This window comes from Halalkalibacter flavus (assembly GCF_036663575.1).
Taxonomy (GTDB): domain Bacteria; phylum Bacillota; class Bacilli; order Bacillales; family Bacillaceae_D; genus Halalkalibacter; species Halalkalibacter flavus.
The window spans coordinates 1-15851 of sequence record NZ_JAWRVK010000038.1 but is presented as its reverse complement, the minus strand read 5'-3'; the positions used below and the strand labels follow the sequence as shown (position 1 = coordinate 15851).

Below are 15851 nucleotides of genomic sequence, written 5' to 3'. Positions count from 1 at the left end.
CTGTTTCTTTTAATGTATTTGTAGTACTATTGTATAACATTATGAGGAATGAGCTAAAACGATTCATTTACTCTTACTATTACTTATTTCTTTTTATTTTGAGAAGGCATTGATTGAATTTGGAGGATCGAAATGAACTACAATATTAACAACACTAGTGTCCGATTATTAATTTCTTGTCATGACCAACCTGGAATTGTCTCTGCTGTTTCAACATTTTTACACCAATATAAAGCGAACATTGTTCAATCAGATCAATACTCCACAGATCCATCTGGTGGAATGTTTTTTATGCGTGTTGAATTTGAAATGTTAGACCCAGATTTTGATATTACTATGATTCGTACTGCTTTTACTGAGATCGGTCTCTCTTTTGAAATGGACTGGCGTATGGAACTTGCATCTCGAAAGAAAAAAATGGCGATCTTTGTTTCAAAAGAAGACCATTGTCTCCTTGAATTATTATGGAGATGGAGAGCAGGAGAAATTGATGTTGACATCCCTCTTGTCATAAGCAATCATCCTGATTTAAAAGAACAAGTTGAATCTTACGGCATTCCTTTTTTCCATATTCCTGTTACAAAAGCAACGAAGCAGCAAGCCGAGCAAGAAGCTATTCAAAAGCTTCATGAACATAACATTGATTTTATCGTTTTAGCTAGATATATGCAGATACTTTCACCTGACTTTGTCGGAACCTTCCCAAAACGAATCATCAATATTCATCATTCATTCTTGCCAGCTTTTATCGGTGCCAACCCTTATGCAAAAGCATTTGAAAGAGGGGTAAAATTAATCGGTGCCACGGCCCACTATGTTACTGATGACCTAGATGAAGGACCAATTATTGAGCAAGATGTGCTCCGTGTAAATCATCGTTATACGACAGAACAGCTACGTGTTGCAGGTCGTAATGTAGAACGGATTGCGCTTGCTAGAGCAGTAACTTGGCATATAAATGATCAAATTATTGTTCACGGAAACAAAACAGTCGTATTTTAACAAAAGAGGCTGTATCAAAAGGTCCGTTCTTTGACCTTTTGATACAGCCTCAAAGTAATGAGCTAAGCCGTCGCAATCTTTTGAAGCCTGTTATGAGTGGTTTTCTCATAGCAGGCGCGCGACGAGTGTGCCATTGCCAACCTTTCAAAAAAAATCCGTTCTTTGACCTTTTGATACAGCCTCAAGCTAATTACTTTTTAACGTTAGTAGTTCATTGTTTATGTACTCAAATTCTTCTACTTCCATTGGTGGGTCTAAGAAGATTAGTTGCGCTTCGCTCCGAATATCAGGAAGTTGTTGCTCTCCATGCATTCGAATCCATAAATAAAGTGATTCTTGCAGTCCTTTTTTTGCCTCCTTTACCGTCTCACCAAAACTAACACAGCCATCAAGTTGATCTAATTCAATCATCACTTCCATTCCACCTAGCCAATTGTAAACTTTCCTAACTCTCCAGTTGAAGTCTTCTGGTTTACATTCAATCCCATATGGTTTTTCTATCTCAATCAACCTACCTCTCCTTCCTACTTGTTCCCCCTATCTTTTTTAACCAAAACGCACTCGTAATTATACGCACTATTTAAATCTAATTCAAATCACTATCGATATGAAGACCTTCCTCTTGATTTAACTTTCGTTTATATGCATTTGTATGACAATGTGATAGAAGCAAAGACGTAACTTTCATTTGCTGACTTTTAATCGGAGAAAGATGCTTCTTCAACTTTTCATGCCAAAGAGTGAATGTTCTTCGATCAACAAACTCGACTTTCGCTCCTTGCACCTTATTATCTATTATACTGTTTTTGCAAATCACGATGTTTCTAATGGGAAAAGAATGCCCAGCCTCCTCAAGAATTGGCTTGATAACTCCTGTCATGCGAGATAGCGAAACAAGAGGACTTAATCTATACGAGTTTCATTCACATATTCAATCCAGAAACGATCAGAACTCGCTTCAAACACACTATGCTCTTCTCCTTCTAAGGTAGAGATGCAATAAATTTCCGTAGGGCTAATTAGTATAATTTCTAACTCTACCGGAGCTTGTTTCACAGAGAAAACAGGCCTATACATAAGAAAATAATTATCTGGAAGTTTTTGGGCGAAAAATTGCAACCAGTCATCTTTCTTATATTTTGGATGGAGCCTTGATTCTTCTAATAAAGATGAACTTGCCCAGCGCAATTGCGAAAGATACAAGTCATGTAAGAACTCCTCTTTCAGTTGCTCAAACGTCATTTGGGTTAAATGGCTATCACTTTCATTTATATCTTCGTATTGTTTCTTTTTTGTGTATCTAGACCAGTTCTTCACTTTTTGTAGTATTCCAAAGAAACGCCCTTTCTCCTCCTCCAGAATTTCTTCAGCGGAAGTCGAATCATACTGTAGTTGTTCCCATTCTGATTTCACATAAGACCAGCGTTCTTTTTTCATTCGAGTAAATTGACTCGGATAACGGTTCAAATCAAATTGGTAACGAGAGATATAATCTTCAAGTTTGACTAAATGGGTCACGCTCGTACCTCCAGCTTTATCCTAATGTACTTCAAGTTTCGTCTCTTCAAATCCTATCATGTCCATTAGTAAAAAAGAAAGACGATAAATGGACCAATAAATGAAACAATGATTGCACTTAAGGTCATCGCAACCGAACTAGATGCCCCTTCCTTCTCACTATTCTCCAGCGCTTTAGCAGTTCCTATCGCATGAGCAGCACTTCCCGTACCAATTCCCTTTCCAATCTCATGCACAATGTTACACCATTTAAATAAATATGGAGCAGTAACTACTCCTCCAATTCCCGCAACCATAACCAACACCGCCGAAAGAGGCGGAATCCCTCCAATTGTTGTAGCAATATCCATGGCTACTGGGGTCGTTACTGATTTAGGAACCAGTGAATAAATTAGTTCTTTTTCTAATCCCATCCATTTTGAAAGTAGAAGTCCACTTGCAATCCCAATGATTGCTCCAATACTCACACTAGTTATAATTGGAATCAAATTGTTTTTCAACATTGGTAATTGCCGATATAAAGGGTAAGCTAGAGCAACAACCGCTGGACCTAGGAGCATTTCCAGCCATTTTCCACCAAGAGCATATGTCTCATAAGGAATTTGAAAAACAAGTAGTATGATGATCATTGCAATTGTTGAGATGAGCAATGGTAGCATATACGGATAGGGATAACGTTTATAAAGCTTTTTAGAACCTACATAAACTCCAATCGTTAATAGTAAAAAAACGAGGCTCATCATGATTTTCATTTTTTCATAATCTCCTTTTTCTTTACTAGATTCTGTCCAACTAAACCGGAAATAACCATTACCATCATCGTACTAATTAATGTAATTAAGATTAATAGAAATCCTCTCCCAGCAAAGACATCAAGAAATTGTAAAATTCCAACGGTTACTGGTAAAAATAAAAGTGGCATGTGACGTAAAATAAATGACGAACCTTCTTCGATATAACGTACAGGCAAGATTTTTGTAATAAGGACTAGAAACAAAAGCAGCATACCAATGATGCTGCCCGGAATCGCCAATCCAAACTGTCGTTGTATACTTGCACCTATTAAATAAAAGCATGTTAAAATAGCTATATGAACCATTATTCTAATCATTGGGTATTATCCCTCCGCCAAACTGAAACCTGTGTACCGTTTTATATTTAGGTGTTTCGGTTAGAACGCTTTTGTATAAAATGAATTCATCTACGCACCAGTGCACACCCTGCATTTGACTTCCATCAACAGCTTCATAGTCATTATCTATCGCCCATTGCCTGGCTAAAGTGATATGAGGAGAGAATGACTTCTTATCAAGTGCAAAGCCACTTTCTTCACAAAGCCTGGACACGTCTCTTTGCAATTGATACAATTTCGCTTCTTCTTTCACACCAATCCAAAAGATTCTCGGCTTTTTCTTCGAACCAAAAGTTCCATATGTAGAAAGTTCCAACGTAAATGCTTCCCAATTGGTTACTAAGGGTTGACATTTTTTCTCAATTTGTTTCAATTGTTCTTGTGTACATGAACCTAAAAAAACGAGTGTCAAATGAAGATCTTTTTCATGAACCCAGCGTTTAAAAGGGAAGTCTTTTCGAGAAATAGACTCTACAATTTTCCTCTTCAATGTTGACGGCAAAGGAACAGCTAAAAAGTAATGGGTTTGCATATGTAAATACTTCCTTTCTCAAAAAACATCTCGATTTAAGAAACTCCATTTATCCACTTAATAAAAACCACTTTATACCATTTTACTCTTTCTTATAACAACTAGGAAATCACTTTTTTTCTATGCTAAAATAAATATATTAACTATAAGAGGAAGTGTAATTATGACTGTTGTAAATAATATTGCAGAATTAATAGGTAATACACCGCTTGTTCGCCTTAATCGTATTGCTGATCCTAATGGTGCGACTGTCTATTTGAAAATGGAAATGCAAAATCCAAGTGGCAGCGTAAAAGACCGCGCAGCTTATAACATGATAGTCCAAGCAGAAAAGGATGGCCACCTAAAACCAGGTTCAACGATTATTGAGCCTACAAGTGGAAATACAGGAATCGGTATTGCTATGAACGCTGCAGCAAAAGGCTATCGAGCCATTTTGACGATGCCAGATACAATGTCTGCCGAACGAATCAATATATTAAAAGCATATGGCGCAGAAGTTGTTCTTACACCTGGAGATAAGAAAATGCCCGGTGCGATTGAGAAGGCTCATGAGCTAGCTAAAGATATCTCTAATAGCTTTATTCCGATGCAATTTGAAAATGCAGCTAATCCTGATGCCCATCGTCTTACAACTGCTGTAGAAATCAAACAATCACTTGATTCAATTGGTAAATCTCTCTCTGCCTTTGTTGCTGCTTCTGGTACAGGCGGAACCATCACAGGGACGGGCGAAGAATTGCAGAAATTTTACCCGGAAGCAACCATTCATGTTGTTGAACCTGCAGGATCACCTGTCTTATCAGGAGGACAACCAGGACCACATAAACTAGTTGGAACTAGCCCTGGATTTATCCCTCCTATTTTAAATGAAAATGTCTACAATGAAATTTTAAAAATTGAAGATGAAGATGCCTATCGTGTTACACGTGACTTAGCACGAAAAGAAGCCATTCTCGTGGGCCCTTCTTCTGGTGCTGCTTGTTTTGCTGCAATGGAGGTTGCCAAACGACTATCCCCAGACGATGTTGTTGTTGCGATTGCTTGTGATACAGGTGAGCGATATCTTTCCACTGATTTGTTTCAGTTTGGGAAATAACTAATCTAAAGCAATGAGCGTGTCGCTACTTCGTTTAAAAGCCTTGGGAGGAGTGGACTTCTCCTCTCAAGGGGAGTAGCGAACGGAGTCATTGCCACCTCTGTCGCTGGCCGTCGAGACCCCTATCTTAACTTTCCGTTTTTGCAAGCTCATAAATAGCTTCAGCATAAATTGCTGTCATTCTTAACAGATCATCGATTTCGATATACTCATCTTTCTTATGAGCCACATCTTCTCTTCCAGGAAACATCGGTCCAAACGCAACACCTGTTTTTAGAGATCGTGCATAAGTCCCTCCCCCAATTGCTAGTAACTTAGCATGCTCTCCTGTTTGACGCTCGTAAACTCGTTGTAATGTTTCAATAAGTGGATGATCTTCTTTAACATAATTTGGACCCATATGGTCTTGTATGATCAATTTTGCATTCTCTCTCTTGGCTACTTCTTTTAGTTTATTTAAACATTCCTCACCTGAAGCTGTGACCGGATAACGAATATTCAATCCAACTTTGCTTTCTCCATTTGCTTGAAAGTGAAATAACCCAGCATTCATTGTTAACGGTCCCGACACCTCATCGCTCACGGCTATTTGTAATCCTTCTCCATCAAAGTCACAATGTTTAACAATAAACTCAAGATAGTCATTGGCTGCTTGTTGAAAATTTGCTTTCGCTAGAAAACTAGCAAGGTATGTTCCGGCATTCAAGCCATTTTCAGGTGTTGATCCATGAGCTGATACACCATCATAACGCAAATGTAATTCCTCACCAGTATTATCAACCTTGCCAGTATGTCCATGTTCAAGCAAATGCTTTTGAAAGTTCTTTTCAAGCTCTTTAAGAAGGCTTCTCTCTCCTATGATTGTCGCACGCGCTAGTTCAGGCACCATATTAAATCTTTCTCCTGCTTCAAACATAGAGAGAATAAGCGTTCCCACCTCTTCATCCTTCTTAACTTCCCACAGAAAACTCACATCGGTAATTCCTTTTTCAGCATGAATGATAGGAAAATCAGCATCTGGCGCAAACCCTATTGTCGGCATTTCTTCATGTTTAAAATAATGTTCCACACATCGCCAATTGCTTTCTTCATCTGTACCTAGAATCATCCGTACTCGTTTATGTAGCTCTAGATTTAATTCTTTCACTATTGAGAGGGCAAAAAACGCTGCCATTGTTGGCCCTTTATTATCAATTGCCCCCCGTGCGTAAATACGCCCACTGCGAATGTCCGCTGAAAAAGGGGGAGACGTCCAACCTTTTCTTGCTGGTACGACATCAAGGTGGCACAAGATCCCTACACTTTCATTGCCTTTCCCATATTCGATAATTCCCGCAAAACCATCCACATTTTTTACAAAAAAATCATTTTGTTCACCTTTTTGTAACAAATATGTTAAAGCTCGTGCAATTCCTGCTCCAAATGGCGCATCCTCCGTTGATGTCGATTCGTCTAAAACACTTGAAATACGTAGGAAATCTTGAGTTTCTTTAATTATTTTTTCTTTTCTTTTTTCTACTTCAAATAGCCAATTTATTTCCACTATTTCCATCACCCTCCATTAAGTACGGAACATTTTCGTACACTGGTTTTGCATAGTTGTTAGAATTATTGTAAAATGTAGACAAACGGAATGAACCATGCTTCATCTGAACCACTTACAACATTACCTTTCTTATAATGCAAATGCAACTAAGAGAGGAGAACGGTCATCCCTGTAAAATGTTAAAGACATTTGACAGCTGTAATAACATGCATGATATACCATGTTATTACATAGACTCTACCTAAGAACAAGTCATGATTATGAATAAGGAGTGGTTTTTTGAAAACTTCAACTGATCGTATGCTGACTCGTATTAAGTCTATCTACCTTTACATCAAACAAAGGGGGACCGTCACAACGAATGAATTAGTTGAAGAATTCGGTATAACCCAACGGACGATTCAACGTGACCTCAACGTGCTTGAATACAACAATCTCGTTGAGAGTACTACGCGTGGTAAGTGGAGTGCAACCAAAAAGAAGACTCAAGTTTCGTAATATATATGGTGTAAAGCCATATGCAATAGGTAAGCTAAAAGAAGGTGTCTCTATGGTTTTTAGAAAACCATAGAGACACCTTCTTTATCTTGTTAAAAGCAAATCAATTTCAGATTCCGTTAGTTCTCTATATGTACCTAGTTCTAGATCATGATCAAGCTCAAGTTCTCCAATCTTCAAACGCTTTAGTGAAAGAACTTTTTTTCCTACAGCCTCAAACATCCGTTTCACTTGATGATATTTTCCTTCTGTAATGGTTAGTTTAATTTCTGAGGTAGCCCCCTGCTCTAAGATGATTAGTTCCGCCGGTTTCGTTACATAGCCATCTTCTAATGTTACACCTTGTTTAAAAAGAGTGATATCTTCGTCCGTCACCTCGCCCCGGACTGTTGCTGCATATGTTTTTGGAACATGCTTTCTAGGTGACATTAGCGCATGTGAAAATTGACCATCATTTGTAATTAAGAGTAACCCTTCCGTATCTTTATCTAATCGTCCAACCGGAAATGGTTCATACATTGCATGTTCATATAGCAATAGATCAATGACCGTTTCATGCTCTTGATCTTCAGTAGCAGAGATAACTCCTTGAGGCTTGTTAAGCATGAGATAAATATATGGTTTATATTTCACCTCTTCCCCAAAAACCGTTACCAGATCCAAATTTGGATTTACATGTGTTTTGCCTTCCTTAACTACTTCTCCATTTACATGGACACTGCCTGATTTCATTAGCTTTTTCACATCTTTTCTCGTTCCAAATCCCATATTGGCAAGTAATTTATCCATTCTCATTTTCTTGTTCTCCTTTCTGCTGCAATCTATCGGCAATTTTTCTAGCAAAGCCCCCCAAATCATTTGTTTGATAGGAATCAATCACACCATGAACGGTTTGATCAAACGTTTGTTTAATAATTGCCTCAGTTACTTCGTTCGCCTTTAACAAGTTCCCAAGTTCTACACTCATTTTTATTGCTGCCTCTGTCCCTAATTGATTAGCAAGAAGTACTTCTTCCTCTCCGGCAATTTCAATTTGCATCGTAGGAAACCAAGATGCAAGCTTCCCCTGTTCTCTCTGATGGTGTGCAGGCAATGCCAACAAACCTTTTTTCTCTTTTTTAGCAACTATCGCATGTCCTGCCAACTTTAGCGGGACCACTTTTTTCTCAACACAAAGTTGCTTCACCTCATCTTCCGTTACCGCTGTTGCCATATGGTAGACCGTTACCTCCTTTTGAAGACAATGATCATATTTTATTAGAAAATCTTCGTAGCCACTTTTTGGCAAACAAAGGAAAATTGCTTTTGCCTCTCTTAAGTTAGCTTCACTAGCTTTTTTTACAAAAGGAAACTGCTCAACTAAGTTATCAACAGTTTGCTCATTCCGACCGAACACATACGTAGTTCGGTCTTTCTTCAAAACGGTTAAAAGCATACTAGCTAGACGGCCTGATCCAATAATAACTTTCATCTACTCTACCTCCTATTTGCATTACATTGTTCTTTCTAAAAAAGAAAGAGCTGAAATCAAAATGATTATCAACTCTTACATACTAGACTCTTCTGTTTCAAACATATAATGCCGTGTTCGTATATTAACATTAAGAATAATCCCCATTGCCAGCATATTGGTTAAGAGTGCACTTCCTCCGTAACTGATAAAAGGAAGAGCCAAACCTGTAATAGGCATTAGTCCAATCGTCATTGCGATATTTTGAAACACTTGGAAAACAAGCAATCCAATAACGCCTGAAACCAAATAGGTTCCAAATAAATTATTACATGTTAATGCAATGATGATCATTCGATAGAACAAAAGAAAATACGTTACGATTAAAATCGTTGCACCAATAAAACCAAACTCCTCACCAATTACCGTAAAAATAAAATCTGTATGAATCTCAGGAATTCGATCACTTTGCGTCTGAACTCCCTGCATGAACCCACTTCCATGTAATTGACCAGACCCTATCCCTCTCATTGCATTGACAAGTTGATAACCAAATGATCCTTGATGCTCATATGGATCCAACCAACCATAAATACGATCGAGCTGATGCGATGCAATAATCTTTGAAAACAACTCAAAATTATGATTATGCAACCAAACCAGTGATGTGATTCCTGCTACTACCGACAATCCTAAAAACAAAAGTATTCTCCAAGCAACCCCTGACATTAAAAGCATTGTTCCCATAATACTTGCAATAACAAGCGCCGTTCCTAGATCCGGCTGTCTTAGTATTAAGAAAAATGGAGGAAGCCCAATCGCAACAACCTGCCCAACGATAATTAAATCCGATTTGAGATCTTTTGTTACTCTATTAGCCGTCACCCGATACAACATATGAGCGAGCGCAATAATTAAGAATATCTTCATAAACTCTGATGGCTGTATTTCAGCAGGTCCTAAATCAAGCCAGCGCTGAGAACCATTACGAAATACACCAAGAGAAGAATATGCAACAAGTAACAAAAGAGTAATCCCAATCCCATAAAGGGGAATCGAGAAGTTTTTAAACAAATCATAGTCGATTAACATAACGCCTACCATAACGACGATCCCTACGATAAACCAAATAACTTGGCGCTTCACATAGTAAGTCGGGTCATTACTAAAGTATTGACCAGATCCACTATAAATAGCTAACAAGCTAATACACATGAGCACAAACAACAGAAATAACAATGTGTAATCAATCTGCTGAAAGCCCGTTTTCCTTTCTTCCATTGTAGCCTCCATCTATAAGAAACAGCTCTCTGACTTTATTTAAGAAGCAGAAAGCTGTGTTTCTTCCTTGTTTTCTTTGAGTCTGTTATGACGTATGTTATTACGCGAAATATTCGCTAAGATAGCCAAAGAGACGAGTGTAAAGAACAGTGAGGATCCTCCATTACTTATTAATGGCAGTGGGATTCCTGTAATTGGGAGCATTCCAGTAACCGCCCCTATATTAAAGATAATTTGTACTGCGATTTGAAAAACGATTCCAAATGCTAACAAGCTTCCAAAGGGACTTTTGCACTTTGCTCCTATCATAACACCTCGGATCAAAATAAGTGCATGCAAGCCTAATACTATTAGTACACCTAATAACCCTAATTCTTCAGCAACGATCGCTAGAATAAAATCTGTATGCGCCTCTGGTAAATAATAGAGCTTTTGAACACTTTGACCTAAGCCTGTTCCTCTTAGACCGCCATGTGCCATCGCTATATAAGATTGAATCACTTGATGTCCATCACCCATTGGATCAGCAAATGGATCTTGATACGACGTAAGACGCCTCACCCGGTAAGGGGCAGACATAGCAAATACGACAAAAAGCGTAGCTCCAACCACCCCTAACCCAATTAAATGACGCCACTTAGCGCCAGAGAAAAAGACTAGAAAGAAGGTAACAAGAAGAATCGACGTTGCCGTTCCAAGATCCGGCTGCATCATAATTAACCCAAATACAAATCCGACTACAACTAATGGCGGCATGACACCTTTTACAAATTGGTCAATATACGCTTGTTTCTGTGAATAAACTTGAGCTAAATAAATGATCATACCGATCTTTACAAATTCGGAAGGTTGTATCCTTAATGGACCTAATTGAATCCAACGCTGAGCCCCTCCAATCGTTACGCCAAACCACGGGAGCAAGACAAGAAATAATGCAAAAATGGAAATCAGTATGATGATTGGAGACATCTTCCGATAAAATCGATAAGGAAAGTGCATGACAACTAAAAAAGCAAATACAGCTAATACAAACCAAAGCAACTGTCGTTGTATAAAAGAATATGGATTGGGGACCGTCTGTCCTAACCCTAAAGGATAACTTGCACTAAATACCATCACCAAGCCGAACCCAGCCAAAAGGAACGTAGTGATGATTAACAGCCAATCATTATCTTTTCGAAATGAATACTTCATCGCGCCCCCCTGCTCTAGCAAAATTTCGTTCATCATGAACGCCAGTCCAAAAAGCGGAAAGGAAGACATAACTAACATTCCAGCTTTTCTAGAAGCTTACATGCCTGCAGACTCGGACTTTTAGAACATTCTCTATTATATCAAACCACCCATACAAGCAAAAGAGGCTTTCATTGCCAAACAATGTCGAAATTGTTAGAAGAACTCGGTTTCGGCCAGACTCCCCCAAAAAGAAACAAAATTTCCCTTTATTTCTCACACTTGACCGAAGCCAGCAATCTCCGGCCGAAGCCTTAGTTCTTCTTACCACCCAAACTCCACCCTCTCTCACCCGGAATAACTGAGTGGAAGAAGATGAAATTCTTCTTCCACTCAGCTATGAAGGGGAGCTTGACGATAATCCTATCTCTCATCTTGCCTCACACCCGACCGAAAACGGCAACCTGGAGCCGAAGTTTTTCTTACCTGCCAAACTCTTCCCTTTTCCTTTCAACTATGAGGGAGGCAGTAAGCTTCCTTTACACTTTCTTTTCAACCGTCGAAGTCAGCAACCTACGGCAAATCCTAGCTTCTTACCAACCTGAAAACTGGAAGCAAAAGGGCAAAACCTACCCCTCTTGCCTTTCTTTCTGTTTCTTCCTATTCAAAAATCTGAACCTTGCTCCAAGTACTTGCCCAGCCAAATTGGAACGATAACTTAAAAACAAATAAATAGCTGAACCAACTAAGACACCGACAATCAAACTAGGAAATGCTCGTAGTTGCGATGTAACTGGAAGTAATTGTTGCATTCCTACATTGACAACCATGACACCGACTGCCATAACAACCGTAAAAACAATGATTAATATGGCTCGTTTGGCAATTAATTTGTAACTGAATTCAGCATATTTCCCAATAGCCCAGACTGTTATGACAAGCGAGGCTGTATAACCTACGTACGTAGCTAATACTCCTCCAAGCGGCCCGAACAAAGATAGAAACCAACTATTTGTTGCAAGTTTTAAGGCGAGACCAACACATAGAGCGATGACCGCTATTTTCTGTTTGTTGATTCCTTGGAGAATTGCAGCAGTTACAGCAAACAATGAAAAGAACAATGTAATCGGAGCATAATATTGTAAGATATATCCTCCAATTTCATAATCAGCAAGTCCATAAAGCGCACCAAAAGCTGGATATGCTAACACCGACATACCTACTGCAGCAGGTATCGTCAAAAATAAAATCACTTGATAAGTTTGACTGATCTGTTTCTGCAACAAATTAGTATCATTTATTGTAAATGATTTTGTAATAGTTGGAATTAATGTAATCGATAGTGCTGTTGCTAGCGCCATTGGAATGAGAATGATTTTATGGGCCGTGTTTGAAAACACAGCAAACGCAACTTCTGACTCATCCTGTGTTAAATGTGTACCAATCAATGTATTATTAAACGTAAATAAGTCTATTAGTTGATAAAGCGGAATCGCTAATCCTACAAAGGAAAGTGGCAATGCATAGGTAATTAACTCTTTATACATGGACCTTAGCGACAGCTGATGATCCATCGTGCTTTTCTCAATCTGTTCATGAATATATTTTTTTCTTTTAAACCAGTATGTTAACAGGACAGTTAAACCACCAAGCGCCCCTACAAAAGCGCCAAATGTTGCAAACCCAACTGCTAGGCCCGTACTACCTTCCATAATGTTCACAATTGAAAACGTAATGGCTAATATAAAGACTATCCGAACGATTTGTTCAATCACTTGTGATACAGCCGTAGGCCCCATTGATTGGAACCCCTGAAAATAGCCCCGAATAATAGACATAATCGGAACAACAAGTAAAGCGACACTTACCATTCGAATCGTAAAGACTATCTCATCAAATGTATTACCTTGCTCGGTTGGATTTTCAATAATCCAAGGTACGATGTAAGGTGCTGTGAAAAATAAAACGAGAAAGGCAAGTAAGCCGGTTATGGACATAAATAGTAACCCTGATTTAAACAATCTGTGTCCCGTTCTGTAGTCACCTAATGAATTATATCTTGAGACGAATTTAGAAACGGCTATTGGAACACCTAATGTGGCTAAACTTAATAAAACGGTATATGGTAAATAGCCATATGAGTATAGGGCAATCCCTGTTTGGCCCACAATAGCAGTAAAAGGAAAAATATAAATAAGACCTAATATTTTAGAAGCAAACGTAGCGGCTGTTAAAACCATCGTACCGCGCATTAATTTTGAATCCGACATTATTGATTCCTACTTTCCAAATCCCTTTATTTAAGAAGATCATTTTAACTCCTTATGCATTTTACCACAGTCTCCTTTGTGTTGCTCGAGTTAACATTGAATTCCTTTTTTTTATAAATAGTGATACTGTATGAGTCTGTTCAAAAAAAAGAAAAACGGCAAAAGCTCCACACGTTGCACACCTCTATGAGAACCCCACTCCTAGAGGTTCAAAACCTTGTAGCGGTTCCGCTCATTGCCTAGAGTCTGTTCAAAAAGGGATAAACTAACCCTTTTTGAACAGACTCTGTAATTAAAGAAATTGAGGTGAAGAAACATGAAGAGATATGATGTCATAGTTATAGGCGGTGGTCCTTCGGGTTTGATGGCATCCATAGCAGCTTCTGAACATGGCGCAAGTGTACTTCTTTTAGATAAAGGGAACAAACTTGGTCGTAAGCTTGCTATTTCAGGAGGTGGCCGCTGCAATGTAACAAACCGCATGGAAATTCAGGATCTCATTGCGCACATTCCAGGAAATGGTCGTTTTATGCACAGTCCATTCTCTGTCTTTAATAACGAAAGCATCATTGCCTTTTTTGAAGGACTAGGCATTCAATTAAAAGAAGAAGATCGTGGAAGGATGTTTCCAGTAAACGACAAAGCAACAACTGTAGTTGAAACACTTTTAAACCGGGTTCGTGAGTTAGGAGTGGATATTCGTACGAACACAACTGTCAAAACGATTAACTATTCAGATGAATCTGTCTCTGAAGTGGTTTTACAAAATGGTGAACTTATCTCTACCCCAACAGTCATTGTGGCAACCGGTGGGAAATCAGTTCCCCACACAGGCAGTACCGGAGATGGCTACCCTTGGGCTGAGAAAGCAGGACATACCATTACCGATTTATATCCAACAGAAGTACCTATTACTTCAAGCGAAGAATTTATACGCAATAAATCTCTACAAGGTTTGTCATTAAGAGATATTGAGTTAACTGTGTTTAACCCTAAAGGAAAAAAAATAAAAACCCACGATGGTGATATGATCTTTACCCACTTTGGTATTTCAGGCCCTGCTGCACTACGTTGTAGTCAGTATGTTGTGAAAGCATTAAAGAAGTTTGAAACAAAAACAATTAAAATGGAAATTGATCTATTTCCTTCTTTATCCGAAGAGACTCTGTTTCAACAATTACTGGCTAAGGTAAAAGCCGAACCGAAAAAATCAATGAAGAACTTATTAAAAGGCTTTGCACCTGAGCGATTTTTGTTATTCGTATATGATAAACTTTCTTTTGATACGCAAGCACAAGCATCTTCAATTCCACATGAATGCTTTCGATCCCTCGTAACAATTTGTAAGCATTTTGAAATTGAAGTAAACGGTACACTATCGATAGAAAAAGCATTTGTTACCGGAGGTGGAATTTCTATTAAAGAAATTGAACCGAAAACGATGCACTCTAAAAAGAAAAAAGGCTTATATTTTTGCGGCGAAGTTCTCGATATTCATGGCTATACAGGTGGCTATAATATTACTGTTGCCTTTTCCACAGGGTATACAGCTGGGAAATCCGCAGCAGAACAAGTTGTTCACAAATAATATCCACATTATCCACAGAAGAAGGATTATTCTGACTATTTATTTCATATTCCGACAAATTCTTTATCTGCCCAATATATTCGCTTGTGTATATATTGGGTTATCCACATTTTTATTCACAGTATAAACAAGTAACAAAGACCTAAATTTGCTAGCTTTCCTACTGTGAAATCCTAAATATTCTATAAATTCACACTTCAATCTTTTGCAGTTTTTTTAAATAACCCTTCATTTTCCTTCCTTACCGAATAATCTCACCTTTTTCCACACAATATAAAACGAATCTAAAAGAGGAGTGAATGAGATGGATGAAAAACGAGTCAAGCAAATATTATCTTCATCTGCTGATATTAATGTTACCTATAACGGGACTTCTGTTTGGATTGACAAATTGCATGAAGATGGTAAGACAGCAACTGTTCATTTACGCGGACCGTTAGAAGAACGTTCTGATGTAGATATTTCAGAATTAGAAGAAGTTTAATAAGAAAAGCCGCGCATGCGGCTTTTCTTAGAAGCAATGCGCGGAGCCGTCGCCTCACTTTTAGCCTTTTCTGAGCGGGTTTCTCAGAAATGGCGTGCGACGTGCGAAGCCATTGCTCTTCTTAGTGTTCACTTTCAGACATCTTTGAACGTCCCCAATATTAATAAAAGCCGCGCATGCGGCTTTTATTAGAAGCAATAGGCGGAGCCGTCGCCTCACTTTTAGCCTTTTCTGAGCGGGTTTCTCAGAAATGGCGTGCGACGTGCGAAGCCATTGCT

General features: G+C 38.5%; 16 protein-coding genes. 5 read left to right on the top strand and 11 right to left on the bottom strand.

Annotation, left to right across the window (positions count from 1 at the left end; all coding sequences use genetic code 11):
- Window positions 1–132 precede the first annotated feature (132 nt).
- Window positions 133–1002 carry a formyltetrahydrofolate deformylase gene (purU, locus tag SAY88_RS19490; protein ID WP_332633821.1) on the top strand — a complete coding sequence of 290 codons (870 nt, stop codon included), beginning with the start codon at window positions 133–135 and terminating at the stop codon, window positions 1000–1002.
- 186 nt (window positions 1003–1188) lie between these two features.
- Here purU and SAY88_RS19485 read toward each other — a convergent pair whose 3' ends face one another.
- The 5 genes from SAY88_RS19485 to thpR all read right to left on the bottom strand — a co-directional run bounded on the left by SAY88_RS19485 (window position 1189) and on the right by thpR (window position 4184).
- Window positions 1189–1512: a type II toxin-antitoxin system HicB family antitoxin gene (locus SAY88_RS19485; RefSeq protein WP_332633820.1), complete on the bottom strand. Its 324-nt coding sequence runs from the start codon at window positions 1510–1512 to the stop codon at window positions 1189–1191.
- A gap of 393 nt (window positions 1513–1905) precedes the next feature.
- Entirely contained in the window at window positions 1906–2520 is a 615-nt protein-coding gene (locus SAY88_RS19480) for a hypothetical protein (RefSeq protein WP_332633819.1), read from the bottom strand.
- A 65-nt stretch (window positions 2521–2585) separates the two neighbouring features.
- Window positions 2586–3272: an LrgB family protein gene (locus SAY88_RS19475; protein WP_332633818.1), complete on the bottom strand. Its 687-nt coding sequence runs from the start codon at window positions 3270–3272 to the stop codon at window positions 2586–2588.
- On the bottom strand, window positions 3269–3631 hold the full coding sequence (locus SAY88_RS19470) for a CidA/LrgA family protein (RefSeq protein WP_332633817.1): 363 nt from the start codon (window positions 3629–3631) through the stop codon (window positions 3269–3271). The genes SAY88_RS19475 and SAY88_RS19470 overlap by 4 nt, the downstream gene beginning before the upstream one ends.
- Window positions 3624–4184, bottom strand: a complete 561-nt coding sequence (gene thpR / locus SAY88_RS19465) for an RNA 2',3'-cyclic phosphodiesterase (protein ID WP_332633816.1) — start codon at window positions 4182–4184, stop codon at window positions 3624–3626. The genes SAY88_RS19470 and thpR overlap by 8 nt, the downstream gene beginning before the upstream one ends.
- A gap of 163 nt (window positions 4185–4347) precedes the next feature.
- Between thpR and cysK the strand changes: the two genes are divergently transcribed.
- Window positions 4348–5283: a cysteine synthase A gene (gene cysK / locus SAY88_RS19460; RefSeq protein ID WP_332633815.1), complete on the top strand. Its 936-nt coding sequence runs from the start codon at window positions 4348–4350 to the stop codon at window positions 5281–5283.
- Window positions 5284–5410: 127 nt separating this feature from the next.
- Here the strand turns inward: cysK and pepV are convergent, their stop codons facing one another.
- Window positions 5411–6829 (bottom strand): dipeptidase PepV, encoded by a 1419-nt coding sequence (gene pepV / locus SAY88_RS19455; protein WP_332633839.1) that lies wholly within the window; start codon window positions 6827–6829, stop codon window positions 5411–5413.
- 279 nt (window positions 6830–7108) lie between these two features.
- Between pepV and SAY88_RS19450 the strand changes: the two genes are divergently transcribed.
- Window positions 7109–7327, top strand: coding sequence for a DeoR family transcriptional regulator (locus SAY88_RS19450; RefSeq protein WP_332633814.1), 219 nt, complete (start codon window positions 7109–7111; stop codon window positions 7325–7327).
- Between the two features lie 84 nt (window positions 7328–7411).
- Here the strand turns inward: SAY88_RS19450 and SAY88_RS19445 are convergent, their stop codons facing one another.
- The 5 genes from SAY88_RS19445 to SAY88_RS19425 form a co-directional block, all read right to left on the bottom strand.
- Entirely contained in the window at window positions 7412–8122 is a 711-nt protein-coding gene (locus SAY88_RS19445; RefSeq protein WP_332633813.1) for a pseudouridine synthase, read from the bottom strand.
- On the bottom strand, window positions 8109–8798 hold the full coding sequence (locus SAY88_RS19440; protein ID WP_332633812.1) for a hypothetical protein: 690 nt from the start codon (window positions 8796–8798) through the stop codon (window positions 8109–8111). Before SAY88_RS19440 ends, SAY88_RS19445 begins: the two co-directional genes overlap by 14 nt.
- A 75-nt stretch (window positions 8799–8873) precedes the next feature.
- Window positions 8874–10058 carry a rod shape-determining protein RodA gene (gene rodA / locus SAY88_RS19435; protein WP_332633811.1) on the bottom strand — a complete coding sequence of 395 codons (1185 nt, stop codon included), beginning with the start codon at window positions 10056–10058 and terminating at the stop codon, window positions 8874–8876.
- A 39-nt stretch (window positions 10059–10097) separates the two neighbouring features.
- Entirely contained in the window at window positions 10098–11252 is a 1155-nt protein-coding gene (gene ftsW, locus SAY88_RS19430) for a putative lipid II flippase FtsW (protein WP_332633810.1), read from the bottom strand.
- 608 nt (window positions 11253–11860) lie between these two features.
- The gene (locus tag SAY88_RS19425; protein WP_332633809.1) at window positions 11861–13501 is read right to left on the bottom strand and encodes a putative polysaccharide biosynthesis protein; all 1641 of its coding nucleotides are present in this window, start codon (window positions 13499–13501) and stop codon (window positions 11861–11863) included.
- 316 nt (window positions 13502–13817) lie between these two features.
- Here SAY88_RS19425 and SAY88_RS19420 point away from each other — a divergent pair, with 316 nt between their 5' ends.
- Window positions 13818–15089, top strand: coding sequence for a BaiN/RdsA family NAD(P)/FAD-dependent oxidoreductase (locus SAY88_RS19420; RefSeq protein WP_332633808.1), 1272 nt, complete (start codon window positions 13818–13820; stop codon window positions 15087–15089).
- Between the two features lie 304 nt (window positions 15090–15393).
- The gene (locus SAY88_RS19415) at window positions 15394–15573 is read left to right on the top strand and encodes an H-type small acid-soluble spore protein (RefSeq protein ID WP_332633807.1); all 180 of its coding nucleotides are present in this window, start codon (window positions 15394–15396) and stop codon (window positions 15571–15573) included.
- Window positions 15574–15851 lie beyond the last annotated feature (278 nt).

Excerpts from the sequence above, each read along its gene's own strand:
- SAY88_RS19420 (WP_332633808.1), top strand. The coding sequence starts at position 13,818 with ATGAAGAGATATGATGTCATAGTTATAGGCGGTGGTCCTTCGGGTTTG.
- SAY88_RS19470 (WP_332633817.1), bottom strand. The coding sequence starts at position 3,631 with ATGATTAGAATAATGGTTCATATAGCTATTTTAACATGCTTTTATTTA.
- SAY88_RS19445 (WP_332633813.1), bottom strand. The coding sequence starts at position 8,122 with ATGAGAATGGATAAATTACTTGCCAATATGGGATTTGGAACGAGAAAA.
- cysK (WP_332633815.1), top strand. The coding sequence starts at position 4,348 with ATGACTGTTGTAAATAATATTGCAGAATTAATAGGTAATACACCGCTT.
- rodA (WP_332633811.1), bottom strand. The coding sequence starts at position 10,058 with ATGGAAGAAAGGAAAACGGGCTTTCAGCAGATTGATTACACATTGTTA.
- SAY88_RS19425 (WP_332633809.1), bottom strand. The coding sequence starts at position 13,501 with ATGTCGGATTCAAAATTAATGCGCGGTACGATGGTTTTAACAGCCGCT.
- thpR (WP_332633816.1), bottom strand. The coding sequence starts at position 4,184 with ATGCAAACCCATTACTTTTTAGCTGTTCCTTTGCCGTCAACATTGAAG.
- ftsW (WP_332633810.1), bottom strand. The coding sequence starts at position 11,252 with ATGAAGTATTCATTTCGAAAAGATAATGATTGGCTGTTAATCATCACT.
- purU (WP_332633821.1), top strand. The coding sequence starts at position 133 with ATGAACTACAATATTAACAACACTAGTGTCCGATTATTAATTTCTTGT.
- SAY88_RS19440 (WP_332633812.1), bottom strand. The coding sequence starts at position 8,798 with ATGAAAGTTATTATTGGATCAGGCCGTCTAGCTAGTATGCTTTTAACC.
- SAY88_RS19475 (WP_332633818.1), bottom strand. The coding sequence starts at position 3,272 with ATGAAAATCATGATGAGCCTCGTTTTTTTACTATTAACGATTGGAGTT.
- SAY88_RS19415 (WP_332633807.1), top strand. The coding sequence starts at position 15,394 with ATGGATGAAAAACGAGTCAAGCAAATATTATCTTCATCTGCTGATATT.